Genomic DNA, 22,285 nt, shown 5'->3' with positions numbered 1-22,285 from the left:
CGACTCAGGTTCGGGCCGGCAGCCGGGGCCGGGGTTAGCCTCGGAAGCTCAGGACCTCGGTATACCGCGGTCGCGCTACAGCGATACGGCGATCGGGAGACCGGGATCAGGCACGGCGATCGGGACACCCCGATCGTGATCGGCAGGAGACGGACATGGCGAAGGTTCCCAGCGCGGTGGTCGCGGCGGGTGGGCTCGTCGGTGGGTACGGCGTGGCTCGCTGGACGAAGAAGCGGCAGCTGGGCGGGGTCGTGCTGGCTGCCGCCGGGGCCGCGGCCGCGCAGCAGTGGCGGCGGCAGGCCGGCGGGAAGGCGGCCGGGGCGCTGACGGCCGGGTATGTCGCCGCCTTCGCCGGGTCGCATCCGCTGGCCAAGAAGGTGGGGGCCTGGCCCGCCGTGTTCGGGGTGGCGGGGGCCGTCGCCCTCGCGTCGTGGGCCGTGGCGGACCGGCGGGGCTGAGCTGTCGGCGAGGGGGTGGGATGAGACTGGGCGTCACCGAGCACCGGGTGCGGCTCGGACCGGACGAGTACCGGGTGCTGCGTACGACCGGGCTGAGCCGTGCGCTCTGCTACGACAGTGAGCACTGGCTGGACCTCTGGGTGGACCGTGCCGCGGCGGCCGAGCTGGCGGCGGCCTGGCTGCTGGCCGCCCGTTCGCCGCGCTCGCTGGTCCACCTCCCGCTGCGCAGGCACGAGGAGCGGCCCGTCGGAACGGCGCTGCCCGAGCCGTACCGCGCCCGTGATCTGCTGCTGGTGCATCACTCGACGCAGTTCCCGGCCTCCCGGTGGAAGGAGGTGCGGGGGCGGTTGGGGCAGGGCAGCCCGCACACCGTCGAGTTCCGGCGGGCCGACTTCCCCTCGGACAGCGACCGGCTCGTCCCCGGCGCCCATCACGCCGGGTTCCGCGACCGGCTCCGCCTCACCACCGCCGCCGACACCCTCGTACTGAGCGGCAGCGCACTGCCCTTCGCGGACGCCGCCGCGGACTTCCTCGACCTGGCCGACACCGGGCCGGGCCGGGACCGCCGTATGCGCCGCTTCGACGGCCACGCGTGCGCCGAACTGCACCCGGCCTCCGGCCTGTTGGACCGTACGGTGCCCAAAGTGCACGTCGAGTACTGCCCGGACTGGGAGCCCGCGTCCAACGGCGCCTAGGCCGAGGGGGGTTGGTCCGACGGCAGCTGGTCCCGGTGGGTCAGCACGTTCACGACCTGGCCGTTCGGATCCCGTACGAAGAAGCGCCGTACGCCCCACTCCTCGTCCCGCAGCTCTCGTACGATGTCCGCGCCCGCCGCCATGACCTGCGCGTACACCGCGTCGACATCCTCCACCTCCACGCTGAGGTCGGGGACGACGGGCGCGGTGCGTTCCTCGGTGAAGAAGCTGATCTGGGCCGTGGGGTTGCTGGGTGAGGCGAGGGTGACGACCCAGCCCATGTTCATGACCTCGCGGAAGCCGAGCAGGCCGTAGAAGTCGCTGCTCGCCTTCATGGACTCCTCGGAGTCGACCTGGAAGTCGGGCATGATCCGGCGGACGGTCATGGGTGGTGCCTCCTCGCAAGCGCCGTGGACTTTCTGTTATCCGCCTCCCCACCCTCGCGTCTCCTCACCGTCCCCAGCCACAGGCACGCGAGGAATGACGCACGTGACTTCGACTTCCCTGACTTCACTGATCAGCCGCCGCACCATGCTCAAGGCGACCGGAGCCGTCGGCGTCGGGCTCGGCGTCGGTACGGCCGTGCTCGCGACGACCCCGGCCGCCCATGCCGCCGGTTCCGCCTACGCGCACCCCGGTCTGCTGCACACCGGCACCGACCTGGCCCGCATGCGCGCCAAGGTGACGGCGGGCGCCGCGCCCTACACCGCCGGGTACGCCAAACTGACCGCCAACCGGCACGCCCAGAGCGGCTGGACGCCCAACCCGCAGGCCACGGTCATCCGCGGCGGCACCGGCCAGAACTACGCCGTCCTCTACAACGACATCCACGCCGCCTACCAGAACAGCCTGCGCTACCACGTCAGCGGCGACAGCGCCCACGCCGACACCGCCGTGGCGATCCTCAACGCCTGGTCGGCCAAGCTCACGGCGCTCGGCGGCAACGCGGACCGTTTCCTCGCCGCCGGACTGTACGGCTACCAGATCGCCAACGCCGCCGAACTCGTCCGCGACCACCCGGACTTCGAGCTCGACCGCTTCAAGGAGATGCTGAGCGGGGTCTTCGCGCCACTCAGCGACGACTTCCTCGTCCGGCACAACGGCGCGGTCATCAGCAACTACTGGACCAACTGGGACCTGACCGCCATGGCCTGCGTCCTGGCCACCGGTATCTTTTGCGACGACAGGGCCCAAGTCGCCCGCGCCGTCGACTACTTCAAGCACGGCGAGGGCCTCGGCTCGATCAAGCACGCCATACCCGTCGTACGCGACGACGGACTCGCCGAGTGGCTGGAGGCGGGCCGCGACCAGGGGCACGCGCTGCTGGGCGTCGGCCTGATGGGCACGTTCTGCGAGATGGCGTGGAACCAGGGCATCGACCTGTACGGCTACGACGACAGCCGTTTCCTCAAGGGCGCGCAGTACGTGGCGAAGTGGAGCATGGGCGGGCAGGTGCCCTTCACCGCGAACACCCGGGCCAAGGGCGCGATCAACGGCTGGTCCGGCAAGGAGACCGTGACCGAGGCCGCGGGCGTCGACCCCGCCATGACCCGGCCCATCTGGGCGATGATCGCCAACCACTACACCAAGCGACGGGGCCTGTCCGCGACCTACCTCACCCAGATCGCCGCGAAGTCCTCCCCGGAGGGCGGGGGCGGGGACTACGGGCCCAACAGCGGGGGGTACGACCAACTGGGGTTCGGGACGTTGGCGTTCACTCGGGACAAGGGGGACGCGGGGGCCGGAGGGGTCGGGGGTTCGCCGGCGCCGAGTGCGAGTTCCGGTCCTTCGGCTTCTGCGTCCGGCGCGGCTTCGGGGGCGCGACCGCAGGCGGGCTCCTCCGCGTCCGCAACTCCGGGGTCGGGTAAGGATCTTGCGGCTACTGGGTCCAGCGATGTCGTTGCCTGGAGTGCTACGGCGGGGCTTACGGCGGTTGCGGGCGGGGTGCTTTTGCTGCGGCGGCGGGACAAGGTGCGCCGGGCGGCCTCTGAGTAGGGAACCAGTACTGCTGGGGCGGGGCGGGGTGGGCGCGTGGGCAGGACCTGCCTCGGGCCTGTAGTCCGTGGCCGCGCCCCACACCTGCTAGATGGCGCCCGCGCTCTCTGGCAGGCAGGAGTGGAGCTCGTCAGGGCATACGCCGCGATGGCTGTACGTCACATACGGAGGGCCCGACGCACGGTCATGCACGTGCGTTTCGTAGGGCTCATCAGGCCGGATGCCGACTTGGCAATGACAGCAGATCAAGACCACCGCACCCCCACCCAAGCCTGGCGTAGCTGACGCCCCACTGCGCAGGGGGCCGTGTTGTGGGTGCACCATTCGCCGCAGCTCTTCCCACCATGTGCGCAGCCCGGGCACTCGTCGTAGTGACCGAGAAGAGCCCTGTACGCCTGGTCTGAGGGCAGCTTGGCGACGACCGCAATGGCACGCACCAATGCGTTGTGCAGCATCGTCGGGTCAGCAAGGAGACTGCTGCGGGAAGGCGGGATATGCCATCGCGGCCCAACCGTGCATTGTGGTCCCGGTACGACGAGGTGTGCGCAGGCACTGAGCACCGCGATCTTGGCGGCCGTGGGCATGGCCCACGTCGAGGCTTTCCCTGCGGGCACCAACCAGTAATAGACATCGGCCCACGGATCCTCGATGACGGCTCCAGACTCTCCATGTAGCCGCACGAGCGCCTCCAAGGCCATTGGGCCCGGGACTTTCACGGCATCCCACCACTTGCCGGCGGGGAGCAGGGAAACAGAGCTGCCGACAGGCAGCCAGTCGAGAGTGGAAGCGTTCATGTGGCCACCATCGGGTGATGAAGAGTGCCGCCTCGATACCCGACCGGTAATCTCACAGTGAGATGGATTCCCATCTCAGCTGCGGATAGCGGGGGTTGATCGGCGATGACCACGCCGCACGGGCCAATCGAACTCCCCGCTTGGGCGTGGGAACGCCCTGAGGTGAGAGAGGCCCTACGGGCGCGGAACATGGGCGCCGTCTTCCGGCACGCGCAGCAGTATTCCGGTGCCAGCCAGTCCCGTATCGCCGTCGCGGCGGGGATGACGCAGGCTCGCGTCAACGAGATCATCAACGGCCGCCGTGAAGTGTCCCGCCTCGATGTCTATGAGCGCATCGCGGATGGCCTGCGCATGCCCGACGACGCCCGGCATCTGCTCGGCTTGGCGGCGAGCCGGGAGAAGCGCTCCGGCAACTCCGCCTTCGACCTCGCCGCATTCCCTGAAGTTGTCAGGGTCTACGCCGCGCAGATCTCGGCCGCTGAGGAGATCCAGCAGCAGGCCCGTGAGGCACAGGAGCTGGACGTTCTCGCCGTACGCGGACTGGGACTCGTCGGCCTGAACGACAGCCTTCTGCGTGCGTGTCTGCCGCGCGAACGCGGAGGCAAAGGACTCCGGGCACGGATTGCCCTCCTGGACCCCGAGAGCGAGGCCCTGGGTAAACGGGCGGCTGAGATCGGGGAGTCCGCCGAGTCTCTAGCCAGCGGGGTGCGTCTGGCCGAGGCGCGGCTCCGGGAGTTGGCCGACTCATGTGACATCAGCGTATGGCTGTACAGCATGCTGCCCACCTGGCGGCTGATCCGCACGGACTCCACTCTGTTCGCCGGCGCCTTCGACGCGGGCTGGGAGGGGCATGAATCGGCGACCTACAAGATCATGGAGACGCCGCACGGCCCTCTGTTCCGGGGCTTCCGCAGGATGTTCGAGGCAGTGATCACTGGTGCGCAGCGCACGGTCTGACCAGGAGAGGGGAACGGTTCGTGATCGAAGCGGAGTTGAAGGCGCGAGTTCACGCACCCGAGGTGGTACAGCAGAGGCTGGACGAGATCGCCGTGGCTCGCGTCGAGGTCTATCGGGACACGTACTACGACCGTCCTGACGGCTCCCTGGAGAAAGTAGACCAGGAGCTGCGCGTCCGTACGGTGCATGGCGCGGACGGCTCACGCACCGTGCTCACGTTCAAGGACGCCGCGGTCGACGAGGACTCCGGGTCCAAGCCCGAGTATGAGACCCGTGTCGAGGACGCGGAGGCGGCGCACGCCATTCTGCGCGGACTCGGTCATGTCGAGGTCATCGCCTTCGAGAAGCACTGCCGGAACTATGAGTTCGAGGCCCGCGGTCGACTGATGCTCGCCACGCTGGTGCGGGTGCCTGAGATCGACGGGACGTTTCTTGAGGTGGAGACACTTGTCGCTGAGCGAGAGGTGGGCTCGGCGTTGGACGCCATCCGAGAGTTCCTAAAAGGGATCGGCATCCAGGCCGAGGACCTGACGCGGGAGACCTACACGGGGGCTGTGGCAGCGAATCGGGGCTGAAGGTATCCCTGCCTCTCAGTGGCCACCGCGGGTAGCGGCCACGAAGTTGGCCCATGCGGCGGCCGACACTCTGAGCATCTCGCGCTGAGGCTGCTTGGAGTCACGGACGAGAACACCGCTGGGTATGAAGGCGGCTTCCACGCACTCGGTCGTGTTGCCGCCGCTGTAGGACGACTTGAACCAGTCGGGCTCGGAGAGGGACTGGGGGTCGGCAGACATTCAGAGCTCCTTGTGGGCGCGATGGATCAGGGCCGAGGAGGCCTCCATGTCCAACGCTTGCGCCCGGAGGTACTCGAACGCAAGTCTGTAGCGCTCCAGTTCCTCGTCCTTCTCCAGGAAGAGCGAGCCGGTGTGGAAGTCGACGTACACCACATCGAGGGCCGGTTCGGTGCCGCCGATGATGACGAAGCTCCCAAGTGCCGCGGCATGGGCTCCCTTGGAGAAGGGCAGCACCTGAAGCGTTATGTGGGGGGACTCGTTGGCTTCGAGGAGCCGGTCGAGCTGCTCCTTCATGACCTGGGGCGATCCAACGACACGGCGGATCACGGACTCGTCGAGGATCGCCCACAGTTGCGGCGGCTTGGGACGGGTGAGGATCTCCTGCCGCCTCATCCGGATGTCGACCAGCCGCTCAATCTCCGCCGCGTCCAGAGGCACCTCGTTGGCCTTCTGCAACGCGGTGCTGTACGCGCGAGTTTGCAGGAGCCCAGGCACGTAAACGCAAGAGAAGTGGCTCTCGCGTACAGCGTCGTCCTCGAGTGTGAGCAGCAGATTCATGCTCTCTGGGATGGAGTCGGCGAAGGAACTCCACCAGCCCTGTTGCTTGGCATCCTTCGCCAGCCCGACAACGGCCACGCGCTCGGCCTCAGTTGCCCCGTACTCGCGGCAAAGCGCATCCACGACGATCCACTTGACCGGTCCGGCTTGCGTCTCGTAGCGGCTGACCGTCGCTTTCGATACGCCGACCAGCTGTCCGGCCTCCTCGAGGGTGAGCCCCTTGCGAGCCCGCAACTTGCGCATCATCGCCCCTAGTTGGCGGCGGCGGGTCGTCGTCCGTACTGACATGCGGCTCCTTCGCACGAGCCGGGCTGGGCCCGGAGATCCACCTCAGGCTAGGCAGCGGGCAGGCGGACCCACCATCAGATTCACCCGATGGATTCTCATGAGAAGTTACACAGTGAGAGTTCTCTGTGCCATGCTCGCTCACAGGCCGCTACGCAGTGCAGTCGTTCGGACACGGCAGGCGCAGCACTAGCGTGGCTGGAGGGAGGAGTGGCCATGCCTGGCTACGAAGTCACCGGACCCCGACTCCGTTGTGTGCTGCCCTTTGAAGCGGCGCCGAGAGAAGTGAGCCTGCTGCGAAGAGCCGCCTCGAAGCAGCTGAGCCGGTGGGGTGTGCCGACTGCTGCTGATGAGACGGAACTGCTCGTCACGGAACTGGCGACGAACGTCGTCAAGCACGTTGGCGAAGGAGCATCAGCGACGTTGATCCTTGAGCACGTGGGAGAACGGCTGCGGCTCGAAGTCCACGACAAGAGCCGGCGGATGCCATTGCTCAAGTCCGGGGGCTGCGACGAGGAGTGCGGACGCGGCTTGCACCTGCTGGCCGCGCTAGCAGTGGACTGGGGCACAGTCCTCACCGCCGTGGGCAAGGCGGTCTGGTGTGAGATCTCGATCGGCACAGGAAGTGCCTGCCGACGCATCGAGCGTGCGGTCGAGATGCTGGAGGTCTACCAGGGGCCCGGCTGCGGCCCCGAACATCGGCAGAGCAATCGAGGCATCGGCCTTGAAGAATCAGCGGTCGAGTTGATCGCGGACCTGCTGCACTGGACCGCCGCCCGAGGCCTCGACCCGGACGACATCCTTGACCGGGCCCAGATGCACTACGAGGCCGAAGCTGAGGCCGCCTAGTGGGTGACCCCTTGAGCAGACTTGCGTATCTGCTCCCGCAGGGCGCCTGGAGTGCGCCAGGATTCTCCGGGACTGCTCTTGTGGCACATGCGGTGGCAATTGGCGCACAGGCAGGCGAGGTCGTCGAGTCTGGTCTCCCGGACCCCGGAGATGAAGAGGGGAGTGACGTGGTGCACTTCGATGTACCCCTCGCCCAGGTCTCCGTAGGTACGGGCGAAATCGAAGTCGCAGACCTCACACCGCAGTACCTGCTTGAGGCGGCGTACCTGTTCGATCTTGCGCTTACGGAGCTTCGGGTCTCGCTCACGGGCAAGCGCCCAGCGGGTGAGGAGCCGGCCCTCGATGGCCGTGGCCCCCGACTCGTCGGTTTCATCCGGCTGCGGGGGAATGAGCTGGAGCTGACCCGAGCCGATGCCTTCTTCAAGCGTCTGGGCTGCTTGAAGCATCTCAGCCTCACGTTCCGTGAAGGCTTCGATCATGAGAAGCGTGGGCTTGCCGCATCGGGTGCCCTTGCCGGTGTGCAGCTTGTGGTTCGTCATGAAGTCGCTGGTCTTGCGGCTGACGCTGTCAGGGGAGCGGAAGCCAGGAAGCGCACGTTCCTCCGGCGTGTGGATCGGCAGCGAACGGATCAGTTCCGACAGCTCCTGGACCTCGCGATCGTTGGTCCGCAGCTCCCGCCATCCGTTCCTCACGACAAGGGCCCCGGCCAGTACAAGTTCATCCTCGGTCCAGGCAGGTATCCGCATGGGCAATATCGTATGAGTGTTCGGCGCGGCGGAGGGTGCGTTCAGCGAACCGCGGGGCGTACTGCAAGATTGGCTAGGTCTCGTTGTCAGTGGGGTCTGTCACCCTCAGTGATGGTGGACTGCAAGATGTGTCTGCCGCTGTACGGCTGTAAGGAGGGGGCATGACCCACACGAAGGAACCCGAGGACGTCACCACCGAGGTGCGGGAGCCTGAGTTCACGTCAATCGAGATCTGCGCCGGAGCTGGCGGCCAGGCCATTGGCCTGCATCAGGCGGGCTTCGGGCACCTGGCGCTGATTGAGATCGACAAGTTCGCGGCAGCGACTCTGCGCGAGAACATCGAGGTGCACCCGAAGTGGGCATGGGAGCGCGACAACTGCGATGTTCTCTGCCAAGACGTGGTGGAGTTTGAGCCAGAGCGGGACCTGGAGAAGAGTGCCGGCCTCTACCGCCGGGGCGACATTGACCTGCTGGCCGGTGGCGTGCCGTGCCCGCCGTTCTCGCATGCTGGCAAGCAGCTGGGCGAGGACGATGAGCGTGATCTCTTCCCGCGCATCCTGGTCCTGGCCGAGCAGATCCGTCCCCGAGCCGTGATGATCGAGAACGTCCGGGGTCTCATGGATGCCAAGTTCGATGACTACAGGTCACGAATTCAGGCCCAGCTTGAAGAGATGGAGCCCAGCGACGATGGGCTGCCTGGCTATGAGGTCGTGGGGTGGCAGGTCTTTGAGGCGGAGAAGTTCGGCGTTCCGCAGCTCCGGCCCCGCTCCATCCTTGTCGCCTTCCGACGGGATGTCCTCAGGGATCTGAAGTACGAAGCCCCCGCGCCCAGTGTCGAGAGAGTCTCGGTCTTCAAGGCACTTGAGGAGACCATGCAGGAGCGTATCCAGCCGTTCCTCAAGGGGGCTCAGGCCGTCCAGGCGCAGAAGGTCTTCGATGACTGGAAGCAGAAGGCTGACAAGGATGTGGCGCCCACCCTTGTAGGCGGCTCCAAGAAGCACGGGGGCGCCGATCTCGGTCCCAGCCGGGCCAAGAATGCATGGAAGGCGCTGGGGGTCTCGGGTATGGGTGTGGCCAACGCGCCTGTGAACGGGATGCCGACGGGCACCGAGGGCAGGGATCTGTTCGGCGCCGGTGGCCCGATGCTTACGGTGCGGCAGGCCGCGATCATCCAGGGCTTCCCGCTGAACTGGGAGTTCAGCGGGGGCAAGACGGCTCAGTACCGGCAGGTCGGAAACGCGTTCCCGCCGCCTGTTGCGCGGGCCATCGGTGAATCGATCATCGATGTGCTGAAAGCGGCACGGGAGCGCGATCAGAAGGGCTAGCTGTCGGGCTTGGCTTTCCGGACTGCGCTGCGGCGCTTCTCGACCTCGGCCGCGATGCGTGCGGCGCAGTCCTCGGATGGCTCATGCTCCCAGAACCGGAGCACCGTCCAGCCTGCCTCTTCGAGGCGCTGGTCGGTGTCCCGGTCGCGGGCCATGTTCCGGGCGACCTTGTCGGACCAGTAGCCCGGGTTGGTCTTCGGCGGCACGTAGTGCTCGGGGCAGCCGTGCCAGTAACAGCCGTCGATGAAGACGGCCACTTTCGCCGGGCCGAAGACCATGTCTGCCGTCCGCCGAAGCCCCGCAAGCGGCTTGGCTGCGACCCGGTAGCGCAGTCCCTGGGCATGGACGAGCCTTCGGATGAGCCATTCCGGCTTGGTGTCACGGTTCCGGATGGCCTGCATGTTGCGACGTCGGCCAGCTGAAGAGGCCCAGGAACCGGCAGGGGGCTCCCATGTCTCGTTGCTCGCCATCCTGTCTCCTCACCTCCGACGGCGTTCCTGCTTGGTTAGGATTCTTCTTCGCCAGTGACCTTGGGCAGGCGGGGTGCCGTTTCCGGCGGATCCTCTGGAGTGGCGAGAACCCAGTTGCGCCCCTCCAACTCAACCGACGGGCTGTTGCCGTGATGTGGCTTTGCTTCAGCTAGCCGGAAGCTTACAAACTCTCCCCGCTGCGGCACCTCGGCTCCCAGTTGTTGGGCGATAGCCCGATGCTTGCTGTAAGGCCCAGCGATCACGATGCCCTCCTCGCGGAGCACCGTCCGAGCTCGGTTTTCACCTTCCCGGATACGTGCCATGTAGTCGAGTTGCTGCGCCGCGGTGCGAACGGCGCCGCGTCCAATGCGCCGATTCTGCACCCTGCGAAACAATTCAATTACCCGCCGCTGCCCCTTGCGTGGGCCTTCGAGGAGAATCTGCTTTCGCGTGGACTCTGGTAGATGCAGAAGAACATTCTCGGGAAGCTTCGCCTCGTGCCAGATCCAGAGTACTTTGCTTTTCCGGTACTCCGCCTTCAGGGTCAATTTCTTATCGCGATTACTGCCCGTGTTGAGCCATTCTTCGCGCACCCGGAAGAGCCCAGCACTCCAACTGCTCTTGTAGTCGTCTGCCCAGACCAGGAGGCACAGGTAGCCCATCGCCTCGGGCGGTATCATCCATCCGCCAAAATCCTGGGAGAACTTGCAGTCAACATCTATGCCAAGGATCCGGTAATCCATAGGGTGCTTACTATCGCCCCCTACGTCACCGCCATCATCGAACCTGAACTCCCGTTGCAGATTGATTTCGACAAGCGTACCCGCGTGAGTCTTTTCGGTCTTGAAAAGCTGCTTCCATGCGAACCGACCCGTCGCCTCGCCGTTGAGCAGCTGGTCGATCGTTTCGCGGAGAACGGAAGCGAACCGTTGCCCGGTCGGGTCAAGAGATCGGATATGCTCTGCGACCTTCTTGAGCTCTGGGTCCAGCTTCAGAAGTTCTTGGTTGGCGATCCAATTGGCCGCGTTTACATCGTCTTCTTCGAACGGAAGCAAATCATATCCCCGTGCATTAACGTGATGCCATTGGATGAAATTGGTCGATGGAGACCGATGCCGCACCGCCCCCACTGACGGATGACTCGCTGGACCGGACTAGGCCTCACACCGACGGCAACCCGGGCGCAAGTTCAGTGACCGGAATCGTAGCGTTGTTGCGGTGCCTGGAGTCCTTCGCACGGAACCGCACCAGACGGCGGTCCGCACTCATAGCCGAAGTAGGCGGGATCAGGGTGAAGGCCATCACGATTTTTGATGGGTCGGCAGACCCGTTGCGTACGACGGCGTGGACGTCACTGTGGCTGTCCCCGTCGACGACGGGGTACAGAAGGATGACACCGGTTGTGGGGCCGACTTCGGCGCTGTGATCCGAGTGGAGTCCGGGGGTTGCGGCTGCGTTGTCAATGAGCCGCTGTGCCGCCATGCGGTGTTCGACGCTGGCAATACGCCCGAAGGACGTCTTGCCGGCCTGTCGCTTTCGTCGGACCAGGGACAGCGGCGCGGAGCCGAGGATGCCGGCTTCGACCCGCTTGCTTGAAGCCAGTCGTGGGGAGACAAGAAGCCAGTCGTCCACTTTGGCCAGCGATCCGTCAAGCTGCCTCAGATAGGTCAGGTGGGGGTCGAAGTAACGCGGACGCTCCCACTCAAGCTGGGACAGCACGCTCAGGAGATCATCGTGAGCAATGATCCCAGTAAGCGCTTCGAAGGTGCGCGTCAGCGAGCTGGAGCCGTCCGGAGGATTGCTGAACGAGACCGGCGACGTGCCGAGTCTGTCCAGCAGCGGCCGCCAGCGTTCCGTGTTCCGCTTGTGGGCCGCGCTGTTGTTCAGCGGATACGAGGCTGGCTCGATGGGGCGGCCAGGGGACCGGATTTCCACGAGTTCCGCGTTGAACATCTTGTTGCGTGCTGATGGCCTGACCCAGGGCAGGTGCTGTGCGACCAGAGGAGGCACTTCCATTGGCGTCAACTGTGGCTGTCCATCGACCACTACGGCGAACTGGGCAAGTTGCTCCCGGAAGATTTCCTCGTCCCGGCAGACCGCTTCGTATGCCTCGTACAGATCCGCGGTCTTGTCCCGGCCGAAGGTCTCTTCCCGCCCGATGTAGAGCCTGACGAGGTCCCGGTACCCGGGCCTGAACCCGAACCAGCGGCCCATCTGCATCAGGGTGTCCGCCTGCTGGGTGGTGCGCCGGTAGTAGGTGATAGTCAGGCCCTCCACGGTGAAGCCACGCGACAGCTTCGTACCTCCGACCAGGATTTTCCAGATGTGTGGGGTCCTGTCGAAGTCGAGATCGAGCTGATCGAAGTAGGTGTCACTGTCACCGTTCACGACGATGACCGGCTGGCCGTTTGAACCGATGCGCCGCTTTGCCTCACTGACGTATGGGCGGAGCTCCTCGTACGACGCAGGCGACGGGAGGTTAGATGCATGTGCCTCGCTCACCGGGATGAAGTCTGCGGTCCATAGGGAGGCAAGGCGTTCATGGCCGGCTGCGGAGCTGTATCCCGCTTGATGCCACATGGAGTTGATGCGCAATGCGAGCTCGGCGTGATCGTCCTTGCGTACGGACTGATGTACGAGCATCGTGTGGTGCCGGAACGGGGCTCCTGGGACGCCGTGATCGGCCCGGTAGAGCTTGAGGGCGCCCGACAGGACGAAGGCGTCCATAGCTTCCTGGAGGCGGTCGCCTGTCGAGTCGTAGATTCCGCGTACGTGCGCCTTTTCCTGCGAGTTGGCGAATGTCCGCTCATCTTCCGCTACCGGAGAGTCCAGATCGTGGAAGTCCTGGGCGCCCATGTATTCGGCCGGTCGAGGAAGCGAGATCAGGAAATCGCTGGGGAAGATGTCCTCGTCATCACCGGGGTCAACGAAGACGTTGGCAAAGGGGGTTGCCGTGTAGCCCACGTACTGAGCTCGTGGAAGCAGCCTCAAGAGCTGGGAGATCAGCCCGTTGATCGCGGTTCGGTCGGTGGTACCGGCCTCCCACTTCTTCGGGTCCAGTGTGTTCACGGAAGCCTGGTCGGACTCGTCGTCGATGATCAGGGCGGGGAGTTCGCCGAGCAGGCCGTGGATCTGCTTGAGGTCTTTGACGAGTTTGGTGAGGACGGACTTGTTCTTCTTCACCACGAGAACGCGAGCCGCGGTGTGATGGAGGTTCGCCGGGTCGTGCAGTGGGCGGGTGGGTTCGCGTTTCTCGAACTCCAGGGCGCGGATGCCCTGGGCGAGGCTCTTGTAGTCCCTGTCCCGGGTCGTCAGGCGCTCGATGTCGAAGGCACCAAGAGCGGAGGGGCGTCCTCCGTGCTGAACGAAGTGGGGCCAGTCGGCGTCGTCGTCGCTGACGTAGTCGACGCCGACGAGGGAGTCCAGGTCGTTAATGTCGGCACCGCGCAGGATGTTCTCCTGGCCGATCAGCTCCATGTCGAGGCGCCGCTGGGTCTGTGCGCGCAGAAGGTTGAGGGTTCCGCCGAGGACGATGACGAGGCGATAGCCCGCGTCGATCGCCTTGGCGGTGACTCCGGTGAAGTTCGCTGTCTTGCCTGACTGGACGTATCCGACAACCAGTCCCTTCGCCTGCCGGGCTGCGGGCTGCTCCGGGTCGGTGAGGCGTTCCACGACCGCTCGGCTCGCTTCGTCCAAGCTGGCTATTGCCGCGTCGGACCAGCCCTTGGCGCGGAGCTTCCCCTCGTACGCCTTCCAGTAGAAGGGCCGGGTGGCCCTGCGCTCCGAGGTGTACCAGGGAGTGAACTCGCGAGTGATCACGGTAGGGCCGGGAATCTTCGCCACAGGAACGGCACTGTCCAGTGCTTTCCGCAGATCGCTGCCGAACTTGAGCCGGTCGTAAATGAGCCCGCGTCGTTCTTCGGTCCGGGCGGGGATATCGAGCGCCCACGCAGGAGCTTCTGCGAAGTCCCACGCGGTGAGATGGCGGCGCCAGAGAGCTGTCAGTGCCTCGTCCGCACCGACGAGGCACTCGTGGAAGCGCTCTTCGCTGAGATCCGCGTCTGGATAGTCCTCATCGGCGGCCACTGCGGCCCAGCGTTCGAAATGCTTAGGACCGCTGATCATGCCTGCGAGAGCGGAAGCATGAATGTCCAGGAGAACGTGGGTAGAAGTGGAGCTCATGTGTGGGCCTCAATCACCAGTCAGGGGGAGCCAGGGCAAGTGTCGTAGGACAGGTCAGGACAGTGCCTGCGTACGCCGCGTGCGGTGCGCCTCAGCAGAGGCCAGGAGGATGGTGTTCCAGTAATCCACACGGTCCTGGCGGCTTCGCTCCCAGCGGCCAAGCCCGAAACAGTCCTCAAGGAGTAGGTACAGCAGGGTTTTTGTGACTGGAGTGTCGTTCGCTCCGCCGCGCCTGCCGTCGTTGAAGTCCTCCCGGAAATCCCTGTTGAGGATGACAGTGTTGTTCTCGCGGTCCAGGTCGAAGAAGCGGTCTTGGGGAAGCGCGGCCCAGGTGAACGTGATCGGCTCTTCGCCAGGCTTCTCCGGCAGCTCCTCCTTGATGACCCGCTTGACCCTTGGATCGAGGCCCTTGCCGGGTGGAGTTACCGGCTTACGGACGATCTCCGTGCGCCTTGAACCGTCCCGGTAGGCGGTTTCGGCGTCGCCGAGGTACTGGTGGAAGGTGTTTCCGTCAGAATCCACGGCTTTGTCGACGCCGAGGGTGAAGGCGGGGGTGACCGTGACTCTTTCCTTCTTCACGTCGAGACTCAGGACGCTGTTCTCGTGTGCGGGGAGATCCACGGCTACCCGGGCCAGCGCAAGATGGCCCTCGGGGTTACGCAGGCCGTTCCAGCCGCCCGCCTGGACGAGGCGGTCGTTGCGGTAGAAGTAGAAACCCTGGCGCTCCGCTAGCGCACCAATCTGCCGGAAGCCCGCCTGCTTTGACTTGGCTGGCCAGATGTGGGCGGTCAGGCGCACGTCTCCGATGCCCTCCACGGGCGCCGTGAACTGCCGCGGATATCCCTTCTTGCCAGGCACCTTGTACCCAAAGGGATCCAGCGCCTCTACGGCGATGTGGTCCACCTCTTCACCGAGTTCGTTCGCGCTGCTGCTCACGTCCCATACGGCTATGTCCAGTTGCAGACCGCGCTGCAGGAAGCGATGCAGGTAGAGGCCCAGGTGGGTCTCAAGGCGGGCGATCGCCTGAGATAGATACTGGTCGCTTTGCCCGAGCGTCACCGTTTCGAAGGCACGGACCTGGTCCCACCGTACGACCGTGCCATGCCACTCGATGATGCCGTCATACCGGTCGACGAGATCCTGGGCGTAGCGATGGTCGACGGTGTCACACCGGAAGCTGTCCTGGATCCCCTCCGCGGTGAGGCGACGGCCCGCGGCGCGGCTGCGCTTCGTGCGGCTGACCACAGTGAGGGAGGAAGCGTGCGAGAGCGATGCGGCCTTCAGGCCGGTGCCATACATGCCGAGGGCGTTGTCACCGTAGGCGCGACGCCTCCCGACCGTCATGGCGCCGTCTAGCCCGGCCTCGTCCATTCCCTTGCCGTTGTCGATGATCAGCAGGGTCAGGATCCGTTCGGCGTCACGCAGGAAGTGCACGACGATCTTGTCAGCGCCCGCGTCGATCGAGTTGTCGATGAGGTCCGCCACGGCGACTTCGAAGCCGTAACCCTGGTTGGTCAGTGCTCTGCCGTAGCCGGCGTCTGGCGGCAGGTGTGTGCTGCCGGTCGTGGGGACGTCGTACTGCCAGACGGTGCCGGGCTCGTAGGGCATCTGTTCCTCAAAGTGCACAGGTCAGGGCCACTCCGAAGACGTGAGCCCTTCAGCTCAGACGGTAAATGTGACCGTACTGCAAAGGTAGGACATAGAAGGAGGTAGAACGCCGAACTGGTTCGATAAGTCCCTTTTCTGCATTGCCTTTTGAGATGGCCGGCAGTACGGGATCCCAGAAGCGAACGACGCCGAGATCGACGCCTGCTTGCGCAGGGCCGCTTCTACGGTGATGACGGCACTCGCCTTCTGCGCAGTTGCCGTTGGACCACCCGCTTCTCGGCCAGTGTCGTGCCTCCGCGTCCCGCCTCAAGGGCGCTTCGCGTCGCCTGCGGCGATGGCCCTCCGGGCCACCCGTGACCCGGGCCGCTCTGGCACGGGGGAGAAGCGAGCGGGCGGCCCGGAGGGACGGGTGGCCAAGGTGGGCGAGAGGTGCCGTCGGTTGACGGGTGGGCCGGGGATGGGCACGCGCGGTCGCGTCTCGCCAGCACGCCGGGATGGTTTGGCGGCTATCGGTCGGTGGGTGGGGCGTAGCCGGGACCCGGCGTTTCTGTCAGCTGTCGGGCGCCCTGTCGGTCCCGTATAGGACCTGTCGGCCCCCTATCGGACCCCTGTAGGCGCCACCCGGCACCGTCTCAGGTACCGCCCGTCGGAGCCCCCGGCGGCCTCGATACCCAGGGAGCCACCACCATGAACGCGACGACCAGCACGACCACGACCACGACCACAACCACGACCGCAAGCACCACCCCCCACGTCACCATCATCGGCGCCGGTCTAGGCGGGCTCACCCTCGCCCGGGTGCTGCACGTGCGCGGCATTGCGGTCACCGTCTATGAAGCCGAGGCGTCTGCGGAGGCTCGGGGTCAGGGCGGGATGCTCGACATCCATGACTACAACGGGCAGCTCGCTGTAGAGGCGGCCGGGCTGATGGAGGAGTTCCGGGGGATCGTGCTGGAGGGGCGGCAGGCGATGCGGGTGCTGGACCGGGATGGGACCGTGCTGCTCGATCAGGCCGACGACGGGACCGGCGGGCGCCCCGAGGTGCTGCGGGCCGAGTTGCGGCGGGTGTTGCTGGAGTCGTTGCCGGAGGGGGCCGTGCGGTGGGGGTGCAAGGTCAGCGGGGTGCGTGGGCTCGGTGGAGGGCGGCATGAGGTGACCTTCGCGGACGGCACCGCCATCGTCGCCGACCTGCTCGTCGGCGCGGACGGCGCCTGGTCGCGGGTGCGGCCGCTCGTCTCCGACGCCGTACCCGCGTACGTGGGCACGTCCTTCGTCGAGGTGTATCTGTACGACGCCGACACCCGGCATCCGGCCGCCGCGAAGGCCGTCGGTGGCGGGATGCTGATCGCGCCCTCGCCCGGCGCGGAGCTCTTCGCGCACCGGGAGAGCGGCGACACGTTGCACACGTACGTGGCGCTCTCCCGGCCCTTGGACTGGTTCGCGGCCATCGACTTCGCTGATGCCGATGCCGACGCGGTCGGCGCGCGGATAGCGCAGGAGTTCCAGGGCTGGGCGCCGGAGCTCACCGCGCTGATCACCGACGGCGACACCCCGCCGGTACTGCGCCCGCACTACGCCCTGCCGACCGGCCTGCGGTGGGACCGGGTGCCGGGGGTGACCCTGGTCGGCGACGCCGCACACCTCGCGGCCCCGAACGGCGAGGGCGCCAACCTCGCGATGCTCGACGGCGCTGAACTCGGCAAGGCGATCGCTGCGCACCCTGAGGACATCGAGGCCGCGCTCACCGAGTACGAGCGGGCCATGTTCGCGCGCGGCGCGGAGACCGTCACCTACGAAGGCGCCGAGCTCGTGGACATCGACTCCGAGGAGAACACGGCGCAGGGGCTGCTCAAGAGGTTCAGCGAGAGCCCCGGCGCCTGAGGGGAAACCAGTTCGGCTACGCGCCGACCCCGTGGCACTCCCCGTAGACCCGCCCCGACCCGCACCAGCACGCCGTGCCCCGCTGCGGCGGCCAAGCTACGGCCCGGCCCCGCGCCGCCAGGGTCGTCGCGTACTGGGGGAGCAGCGTGGTGTCGGCGGGGGAGGAGCTCTCGGAGGCCGCGAAGGCCTCGTACGAGGGGACCGTGCCGGTCACGATGCCGAGGTTCGGCGTGCCCGAGGCGGCCAGCTCCCGCAGGGAGGCCTCTATGGTCGACAGGTGCTCGTCGTGAGACGGGTACTCGTCGGCCAGGGACGGGTACGCCGTGACCAGCTCGGCGAGTTCGGGCGCCGACCAGTGCAGGACCGCCACCGGGAAGGGGCGGGAGAGGGCCTGGCGGTAGGTGCCGAGTTCGGCCCGTAGGCGGGAGATCTCCGCCGCCAGTTCCGCCGGGTTGTCCGAGCCCAGGGACCAGACCCGCTTGGGGTCGTGGAGTTCGTCCAGGGGGACCGGGGAGGTGTGGAGGGTGTCCGCGAGCATGTCCCACTCGTCGTGGCCCATTCCCAGCATCCGGCGGACCCGGTGGCGGCCGAAGAGCAGGGGGTGCGTGGAGTACGGGGCGGGCGTGCCCTCGGTGAGGAGCCGGCGGGCGCCCTCCGTGAAGGTCTCCTGGGCCGCCTCCAGCTCGTCGTGCGACTCCAGCGCCTCCGCCACGATCACCCAGGGCGCCGGGTCCTGCGGCGCCGCCGCCCGGACGCCCTCGATGATGGCGCGGGCCTCCGCCTCATGGCCGTACTCCCATAGGTTCGACGCCTTGAGGGCGCGTACCAGGAAGGGGTTCTCCAGGCCGGTCTGCGATGCCAGCAGGCTGTCGTAGAGGGCGGTCGCGGCGGGGCGGTCGCCGGCCAGTTCGAGGTGGGCCGCGGCCTGGAGGAGCAGGGCCTCGGCGTCCTCGGGATACAGGCCGGCGGTCCGCTCCAGGCGTGCCGCTTCGGCGGTGTGGTCGACGTTCTCGGCAGGCGTGTCGGGGCGCATGGGGGACACCGTACTGCCGTTGGCTTACGGAGGAGAGATATACGCAGGCCAGGCCCATCGGCGGGAGCCGGAACCGCTTCCGGTGGTTGCCGGGTCACGGAAGGGAAGGGGCGGCTGTGGCTGCCCGGAGGCCTCGTTGAATGCCTGCTCGGGGTTGGTAGAGGCTTGAACCACAGCTACAGGGGGTGGGGCGGCCGATGATGGTGACGGGGGTGGAGCCGGAGCGGCGGTCCGCGGTGCGGGCGTGGCTCATGGGTGTCCTGCTGATCATGCTGGCCCTGGTCCCGGCGGTCGGCGGCTACTTCGTGCTCTTCGCCTGGCTGCCCGACAACGCCGAGCGGTACCGGGCGTACCAGACCGCCGAGCCGTGCCCGGGCGGTACGGCGGAGGCGCTCACGGCACACGAGGACTGCCTGCGTACCGTCACCTTCACCGTCGAGCGCACGCGGAACGAACCGCAGTCACGGACCGACACCTACACGGCGATCCTGACCGGCACCCCCTTCTGGAACGGGAAGGTGCGTTTCGGCGACCCCGATCCCGTGCTGGAGCGGCTGGAGCCGGGCGACCGGATCACCGGCACCGTCTGGCGCGGCGGGGTCATGTCGGTCGGCAAGGACGGGCTCACGCAGAACACCTCCGACGCGCCCCGCGACGAGCCGCAGATGACCGTCGCCATCGGCCTGTTCCTGTGGCTCCTCGCGGCACTTGGGCTGGTCTTCGGCGCGGTACGGATCGCCCGGCCGCTCCGCCACGAGCCGTTCACCTGGCGGCCGTTCGGGAAGATCCTGCTGATCGTCACGGGGGTCGCCTGCGTGGGGGTGGGGCTGCCGGCCGTGTGGATCGGCCTGCCGACGTGGGTCGTGCCCGCCACAGTCCTACCGACCGTGGCGGTCACGGCCTGGCAGCTCCACCAGCACTACCGGCCGGCCACCGCCAGGAACACGTGACCACCGGGCCGCCAGGGACGTACGACCACCGCGCCCGGTGCGAACCGGACCGACCGGCCGCACCCGCCGTGAACCCGCAGCCCACCCACGACAGCAGCCCCCACAACCGTATGGGCGCCCTAGATCGTCACCCCGTCGATCTGGATCGTCTGCACGGCCTTCCCCGCGAACGGCACCGCCACCGACTTCCCGTTCAGGAAGGTGTTGGAGTACGACGCGTACTTGTCGCCGCCCGTCGTCACCGTGTTCCAGCGCGGGACCACGCCGCCGGAGCCGCCCGACACCGTGGTGAAGCGGGAGAGGTCGAAGGTGAGGGTCTGGGCCGACGTCGAGGTGTTCAGGGCCACGATGACCAGGCGCTTCGCCGTCGCGTCGTACGCCGCCGTCGCGTAGCTCACACCGGTGTCCAGGATGCGCATGCCGGGGCGGATGTGACGGCTGAACTGGGCCAGCACGTAGTACTTCGTCTCGATCGCGCCGGCCTGAAGGGTGCTCGCGTCGTACTTGATGACACCCCAGCCCGCGGTCGGGTCCATGACCTGCCAGTAGACCCACGCCGTCGGGTGCAGCCAGCGGAAGTCGTAGAGGAGGTTGAAGGCCATGTTGTAGCCGGTGCCGTCGCTGTCGCCGGTCTCCGAGTTCCACAGCTTCTTGCCGGAGGTCGTGACGACGTCCGTGTAGAGAAGGTCCCTACGGCCGCCCGAGCCCTGGTAGCCGTGGACGTTGACCTGGTCGACGTACCCCTTCGTCGTGGAGCTGAAGGAGTTCCAGGTGGTGCGGGCGAGGTCGTAGCTCGTCTCGTCCGAGGCCGAGATCTTGATGCCCGACAGGCCCCGGCTGTTCAACTCGCTGCGCATGTACGGCAGTACGGCCGACTGGACCGCCGAGTCCATGTGGCAGCCCTCCTGCGTGCCGGTCGCCGTCCACCAGGACGACGAGGGCTCGTTGAAGGGGTCGACGGTCGCGAAGTTCACGCCCCAGTTGTTCTTGGCGTAGAGGGCGACGGAGGCGAGGTGGGAAGCGTGCTGGCGGTAGTTCCAGGTCTGGAGGTTGTTGCCGCCGCCGGAGGCGCCCGAGGGGTTGTGGTTGGAACACATCCACCACATCGGGGAGTTGGCGAACAGCTCGGTCGTCGCGCCGCGCGCCACCGCCTTCGTCAGCATCGCGCGCTGGGTGGCGTCCGCGGTCCAGTCCCAGGCGGAGGACGTGGGGGACTCGTTGTTCCAGTCCTGCCAGTAGCCCTCGATCTGCTTGAACGCGGGGATGTTGGCGGAGGCCACCATCGACTGGCCGCCCACCGAGTTCCAGCTGCACGCGCCCAGGTTGTAGCGGGCGATGTTCATGCCGAGGCCGGGCAGGGAGGTGCCGTTGTACGTCGTCGACTTGGTGGTGAAGAAGAGGTCGGCGAAGTCGTCCCGGGCGCCGAACACATTCGCCCACCAGGCCAGCGAGGTGCCCCAGCCTTCCCAATTGCCGTAGGAGGTGCCGGGGTTGACGGCGATCGTGGCGTCCGCGCGTGCGGTGCCCGTCGCCAGGGCGCTGCCGAGGAGGGTGCCTCCTGCGGCTGTCAGCAGCGTTCTGCGTCGGATCATGGCTGTCCTGTCCGCCTCTCGTGGGGCTCGAAGTAATGGCTCGCCCACGCGCCCCCCGCGTGCCATCACGAAGCATCGGGTGTGGTGGGTGGGGTTGTCGAGAGGTGTGACAGCGCTTTCTTTCCGTCGACTTTCTGTCCGGCTTTCTATTTCTCCAACGGTTATGAGAAGGGGTGATGGTTGGAGGGACGGTGGGGGAGACGACTGGGCTGATGCTCGGTGGGCCTGGCCACTTGAAGGGGCAGCGCCTATCGTGCGGGCCCGGTGAGAGCGGCGTACCCGGGCGGAGGGCGGTGTACGGCATGCGCGTTCCGGTCGTGGGACACGGCACCCGGCGTCGGCGCGCCCGTCGTCGGCGCGTGCTGTGGACCGGCGGCGAACTCCTCGTCACCGCCGGGGTCGTCCTGCTGCTCCTTGTCGTCCACCAACTGTGGTGGACCAACCGCGAGGCCAGGGAGGGCGCCGAGCGCAAGGTGGAGGCGCTGGAGCGGGAGTGGGACACCGGCGGGGCCCCGGCCACCGACGCCCCCACACCGAGGAGCACCGACGAGACGGGCACCAGCGACGCGAGCACCACCCGGCACGGGCCAAGGCAACCCACCACCCGCATCCGGCAACCCACCTGGTCCCAGGCCTACGCCATCCTCACCGTCCCCCGCCTCCACCTTCGCGTCCCGGTAGCCGAGGGCATCGGCAAGCAGGCGGTCCTGGACAAGGGCTACGCCGGCCACTACCCCGGCACCCAGCAACCGGGCCAGGCCGGGAACTTCGCCCTCGCCGGGCACCGCAACACCCACGGCGAGCCCTTCCGGTACATCAACCGGCTCGCCCCCGGGGACACGGTCGAGGTCGAGACGAAGGACGCCGTCTACACGTACGCAGTCGACCGGACCCTCGCCCAGACCTCGGCCCGCGACTCGGGAGTGATCGCCAGGATCCCGCGCTCGACCGTCCGCCCCACCCACGGCTACACCGCCCCCGGCTACTACCTCACCCTCACCACCTGCACCCCGGAGTACACCTCCAGGTACCGTCTGGTGGTCTGGGCCGAGCTCCGGTCGATGCGGCCCCGCTGAGACTGTCCGAGGCATCAGGTATAACCAAGGGCAGGAC

Annotated in this window: 20 protein-coding genes; 10 read left to right on the top strand and 10 right to left on the bottom strand. The window is 66.9% G+C overall.

The window, feature by feature from the left end; translation table 11 throughout:
• The first annotated feature begins 155 nt into the window (after positions 1 to 155).
• Together ABKA17_RS37130 and ABKA17_RS37125 are read left to right on the top strand one after the other, a co-directional pair.
• Positions 156 to 458: a hypothetical protein gene (locus ABKA17_RS37130; protein WP_353696778.1), complete on the top strand. Its 303-nt coding sequence runs from the start codon at positions 156 to 158 to the stop codon at positions 456 to 458.
• Positions 459 to 478: 20 nt separating this feature from the next.
• Complete coding sequence (locus tag ABKA17_RS37125) at positions 479 to 1,153, top strand: hypothetical protein (protein ID WP_353696777.1); 675 nt, start codon at positions 479 to 481, stop codon at positions 1,151 to 1,153.
• On the opposite strand, the gene ABKA17_RS37120 is transcribed toward ABKA17_RS37125, so the two are convergent.
• Complete coding sequence (locus ABKA17_RS37120; protein ID WP_353696776.1) at positions 1,150 to 1,539, bottom strand: VOC family protein; 390 nt, start codon at positions 1,537 to 1,539, stop codon at positions 1,150 to 1,152. The genes ABKA17_RS37125 and ABKA17_RS37120 overlap by 4 nt on opposite strands.
• Before the next feature lie 145 nt (positions 1,540 to 1,684).
• On the opposite strand from ABKA17_RS37120, the gene ABKA17_RS37115 reads away from it, so the two are divergent.
• From ABKA17_RS37115 to cyaB, 3 genes are all read left to right on the top strand, one after another.
• Positions 1,685 to 3,148, top strand: coding sequence for an alginate lyase family protein (locus tag ABKA17_RS37115; RefSeq protein WP_353696922.1), 1,464 nt, complete (start codon positions 1,685 to 1,687; stop codon positions 3,146 to 3,148).
• Between the two features lie 983 nt (positions 3,149 to 4,131).
• Positions 4,132 to 4,899 carry a helix-turn-helix domain-containing protein gene (locus tag ABKA17_RS37110; protein WP_353696775.1) on the top strand — a complete coding sequence of 256 codons (768 nt, stop codon included), beginning with the start codon at positions 4,132 to 4,134 and terminating at the stop codon, positions 4,897 to 4,899.
• 20 nt (positions 4,900 to 4,919) lie between these two features.
• The gene (cyaB, locus tag ABKA17_RS37105; protein ID WP_353696774.1) at positions 4,920 to 5,474 is read left to right on the top strand and encodes a class IV adenylate cyclase; all 555 of its coding nucleotides are present in this window, start codon (positions 4,920 to 4,922) and stop codon (positions 5,472 to 5,474) included.
• A 15-nt stretch (positions 5,475 to 5,489) separates the two neighbouring features.
• On the opposite strand, the gene ABKA17_RS37100 is transcribed toward cyaB, so the two are convergent.
• Complete coding sequence (locus tag ABKA17_RS37100; RefSeq protein ID WP_353696773.1) at positions 5,490 to 5,693, bottom strand: DUF397 domain-containing protein; 204 nt, start codon at positions 5,691 to 5,693, stop codon at positions 5,490 to 5,492.
• Positions 5,694 to 6,539, bottom strand: a complete 846-nt coding sequence (locus ABKA17_RS37095) for a helix-turn-helix domain-containing protein (protein ID WP_353696772.1) — start codon at positions 6,537 to 6,539, stop codon at positions 5,694 to 5,696.
• 213 nt (positions 6,540 to 6,752) lie between these two features.
• Between ABKA17_RS37095 and ABKA17_RS37090 the strand changes: the two genes are divergently transcribed.
• Positions 6,753 to 7,385, top strand: coding sequence for an ATP-binding protein (locus ABKA17_RS37090; RefSeq protein WP_353696771.1), 633 nt, complete (start codon positions 6,753 to 6,755; stop codon positions 7,383 to 7,385).
• Here the strand turns inward: ABKA17_RS37090 and ABKA17_RS37085 are convergent.
• Positions 7,382 to 8,131, bottom strand: a complete 750-nt coding sequence (locus tag ABKA17_RS37085) for an HNH endonuclease (RefSeq protein WP_353696770.1) — start codon at positions 8,129 to 8,131, stop codon at positions 7,382 to 7,384. The two genes, ABKA17_RS37090 and ABKA17_RS37085, sit on opposite strands and share 4 nt — an antisense overlap.
• Positions 8,132 to 8,292: 161 nt before the next feature.
• On the opposite strand from ABKA17_RS37085, the gene ABKA17_RS37080 reads away from it, so the two are divergent.
• Entirely contained in the window at positions 8,293 to 9,456 is a 1,164-nt protein-coding gene (locus tag ABKA17_RS37080) for a DNA cytosine methyltransferase (protein WP_353696769.1), read from the top strand.
• On the opposite strand, the gene ABKA17_RS37075 is transcribed toward ABKA17_RS37080, so the two are convergent.
• From ABKA17_RS37075 to ABKA17_RS37060, 4 genes are all read right to left on the bottom strand, one after another.
• Complete coding sequence (locus tag ABKA17_RS37075) at positions 9,453 to 9,926, bottom strand: very short patch repair endonuclease (protein ID WP_353696768.1); 474 nt, start codon at positions 9,924 to 9,926, stop codon at positions 9,453 to 9,455. The genes ABKA17_RS37080 and ABKA17_RS37075 overlap by 4 nt on opposite strands.
• Positions 9,927 to 9,961: 35 nt before the next feature.
• Complete coding sequence (locus tag ABKA17_RS37070; protein WP_353696767.1) at positions 9,962 to 10,981, bottom strand: NaeI family type II restriction endonuclease; 1,020 nt, start codon at positions 10,979 to 10,981, stop codon at positions 9,962 to 9,964.
• 106 nt (positions 10,982 to 11,087) lie between these two features.
• On the bottom strand, positions 11,088 to 14,108 hold the full coding sequence (locus tag ABKA17_RS37065) for a Z1 domain-containing protein (RefSeq protein ID WP_353696766.1): 3,021 nt from the start codon (positions 14,106 to 14,108) through the stop codon (positions 11,088 to 11,090).
• 54 nt (positions 14,109 to 14,162) lie between these two features.
• Positions 14,163 to 15,716, bottom strand: coding sequence for an ATP-binding protein (locus tag ABKA17_RS37060; protein WP_353696765.1), 1,554 nt, complete (start codon positions 15,714 to 15,716; stop codon positions 14,163 to 14,165).
• A gap of 687 nt (positions 15,717 to 16,403) precedes the next feature.
• Between ABKA17_RS37060 and ABKA17_RS37055 the strand changes: the two genes are divergently transcribed.
• Positions 16,404 to 17,597 (top strand): FAD-dependent oxidoreductase, encoded by a 1,194-nt coding sequence (locus ABKA17_RS37055; RefSeq protein WP_353696764.1) that lies wholly within the window; start codon positions 16,404 to 16,406, stop codon positions 17,595 to 17,597.
• Positions 17,598 to 17,613: 16 nt separating this feature from the next.
• Here the strand turns inward: ABKA17_RS37055 and ABKA17_RS37050 are convergent, their stop codons facing one another.
• Complete coding sequence (locus tag ABKA17_RS37050; RefSeq protein ID WP_353696763.1) at positions 17,614 to 18,630, bottom strand: SEC-C domain-containing protein; 1,017 nt, start codon at positions 18,628 to 18,630, stop codon at positions 17,614 to 17,616.
• 197 nt (positions 18,631 to 18,827) lie between these two features.
• Between ABKA17_RS37050 and ABKA17_RS37045 the strand changes: the two genes are divergently transcribed.
• Complete coding sequence (locus tag ABKA17_RS37045; RefSeq protein ID WP_353696762.1) at positions 18,828 to 19,580, top strand: hypothetical protein; 753 nt, start codon at positions 18,828 to 18,830, stop codon at positions 19,578 to 19,580.
• A gap of 119 nt (positions 19,581 to 19,699) precedes the next feature.
• Here the strand turns inward: ABKA17_RS37045 and ABKA17_RS37040 are convergent, their stop codons facing one another.
• A complete protein-coding gene (locus ABKA17_RS37040; RefSeq protein WP_353696761.1) occupies positions 19,700 to 21,172 on the bottom strand; it encodes a glycoside hydrolase in 1,473 nt (490 codons plus the stop codon).
• Between the two features lie 302 nt (positions 21,173 to 21,474).
• Here ABKA17_RS37040 and ABKA17_RS37035 point away from each other — a divergent pair, with 302 nt between their 5' ends.
• Positions 21,475 to 22,248, top strand: a complete 774-nt coding sequence (locus ABKA17_RS37035) for a class E sortase (RefSeq protein WP_353696760.1) — start codon at positions 21,475 to 21,477, stop codon at positions 22,246 to 22,248.
• Positions 22,249 to 22,285 lie beyond the last annotated feature (37 nt).

Source organism: Streptomyces sp. RG80, assembly GCF_040446465.1.
In the GTDB taxonomy this organism is placed as follows: domain Bacteria; phylum Actinomycetota; class Actinomycetes; order Streptomycetales; family Streptomycetaceae; genus Streptomyces.
Note: the sequence above shows the minus strand (reverse complement) of the source record. Positions and strands in the feature narration are given on the sequence as shown.

Coding starts and splice junctions, on each gene's coding strand:
- ABKA17_RS37130 (WP_353696778.1), top strand. CDS start 156: ATGGCGAAGGTTCCCAGCGCGGTGGTCGCGGCGGGTGGGCTCGTCGGT.
- ABKA17_RS37125 (WP_353696777.1), top strand. CDS start 479: ATGAGACTGGGCGTCACCGAGCACCGGGTGCGGCTCGGACCGGACGAG.
- ABKA17_RS37120 (WP_353696776.1), bottom strand. CDS start 1,539: ATGACCGTCCGCCGGATCATGCCCGACTTCCAGGTCGACTCCGAGGAG.
- ABKA17_RS37115 (WP_353696922.1), top strand. CDS start 1,685: ATGCTCAAGGCGACCGGAGCCGTCGGCGTCGGGCTCGGCGTCGGTACG.
- ABKA17_RS37110 (WP_353696775.1), top strand. CDS start 4,132: ATGGGCGCCGTCTTCCGGCACGCGCAGCAGTATTCCGGTGCCAGCCAG.
- ABKA17_RS37100 (WP_353696773.1), bottom strand. CDS start 5,693: ATGTCTGCCGACCCCCAGTCCCTCTCCGAGCCCGACTGGTTCAAGTCG.
- ABKA17_RS37095 (WP_353696772.1), bottom strand. CDS start 6,539: ATGTCAGTACGGACGACGACCCGCCGCCGCCAACTAGGGGCGATGATG.
- ABKA17_RS37090 (WP_353696771.1), top strand. CDS start 6,753: ATGCCTGGCTACGAAGTCACCGGACCCCGACTCCGTTGTGTGCTGCCC.
- ABKA17_RS37085 (WP_353696770.1), bottom strand. CDS start 8,131: ATGCGGATACCTGCCTGGACCGAGGATGAACTTGTACTGGCCGGGGCC.
- ABKA17_RS37080 (WP_353696769.1), top strand. CDS start 8,293: ATGACCCACACGAAGGAACCCGAGGACGTCACCACCGAGGTGCGGGAG.
- ABKA17_RS37075 (WP_353696768.1), bottom strand. CDS start 9,926: ATGGCGAGCAACGAGACATGGGAGCCCCCTGCCGGTTCCTGGGCCTCT.
- ABKA17_RS37065 (WP_353696766.1), bottom strand. CDS start 14,108: ATGAGCTCCACTTCTACCCACGTTCTCCTGGACATTCATGCTTCCGCT.
- ABKA17_RS37060 (WP_353696765.1), bottom strand. CDS start 15,716: ATGCCCTACGAGCCCGGCACCGTCTGGCAGTACGACGTCCCCACGACC.
- ABKA17_RS37055 (WP_353696764.1), top strand. CDS start 16,404: ATGAACGCGACGACCAGCACGACCACGACCACGACCACAACCACGACC.
- ABKA17_RS37050 (WP_353696763.1), bottom strand. CDS start 18,630: ATGCGCCCCGACACGCCTGCCGAGAACGTCGACCACACCGCCGAAGCG.
- ABKA17_RS37045 (WP_353696762.1), top strand. CDS start 18,828: ATGATGGTGACGGGGGTGGAGCCGGAGCGGCGGTCCGCGGTGCGGGCG.
- ABKA17_RS37040 (WP_353696761.1), bottom strand. CDS start 21,172: ATGATCCGACGCAGAACGCTGCTGACAGCCGCAGGAGGCACCCTCCTC.
- ABKA17_RS37035 (WP_353696760.1), top strand. CDS start 21,475: ATGCGCGTTCCGGTCGTGGGACACGGCACCCGGCGTCGGCGCGCCCGT.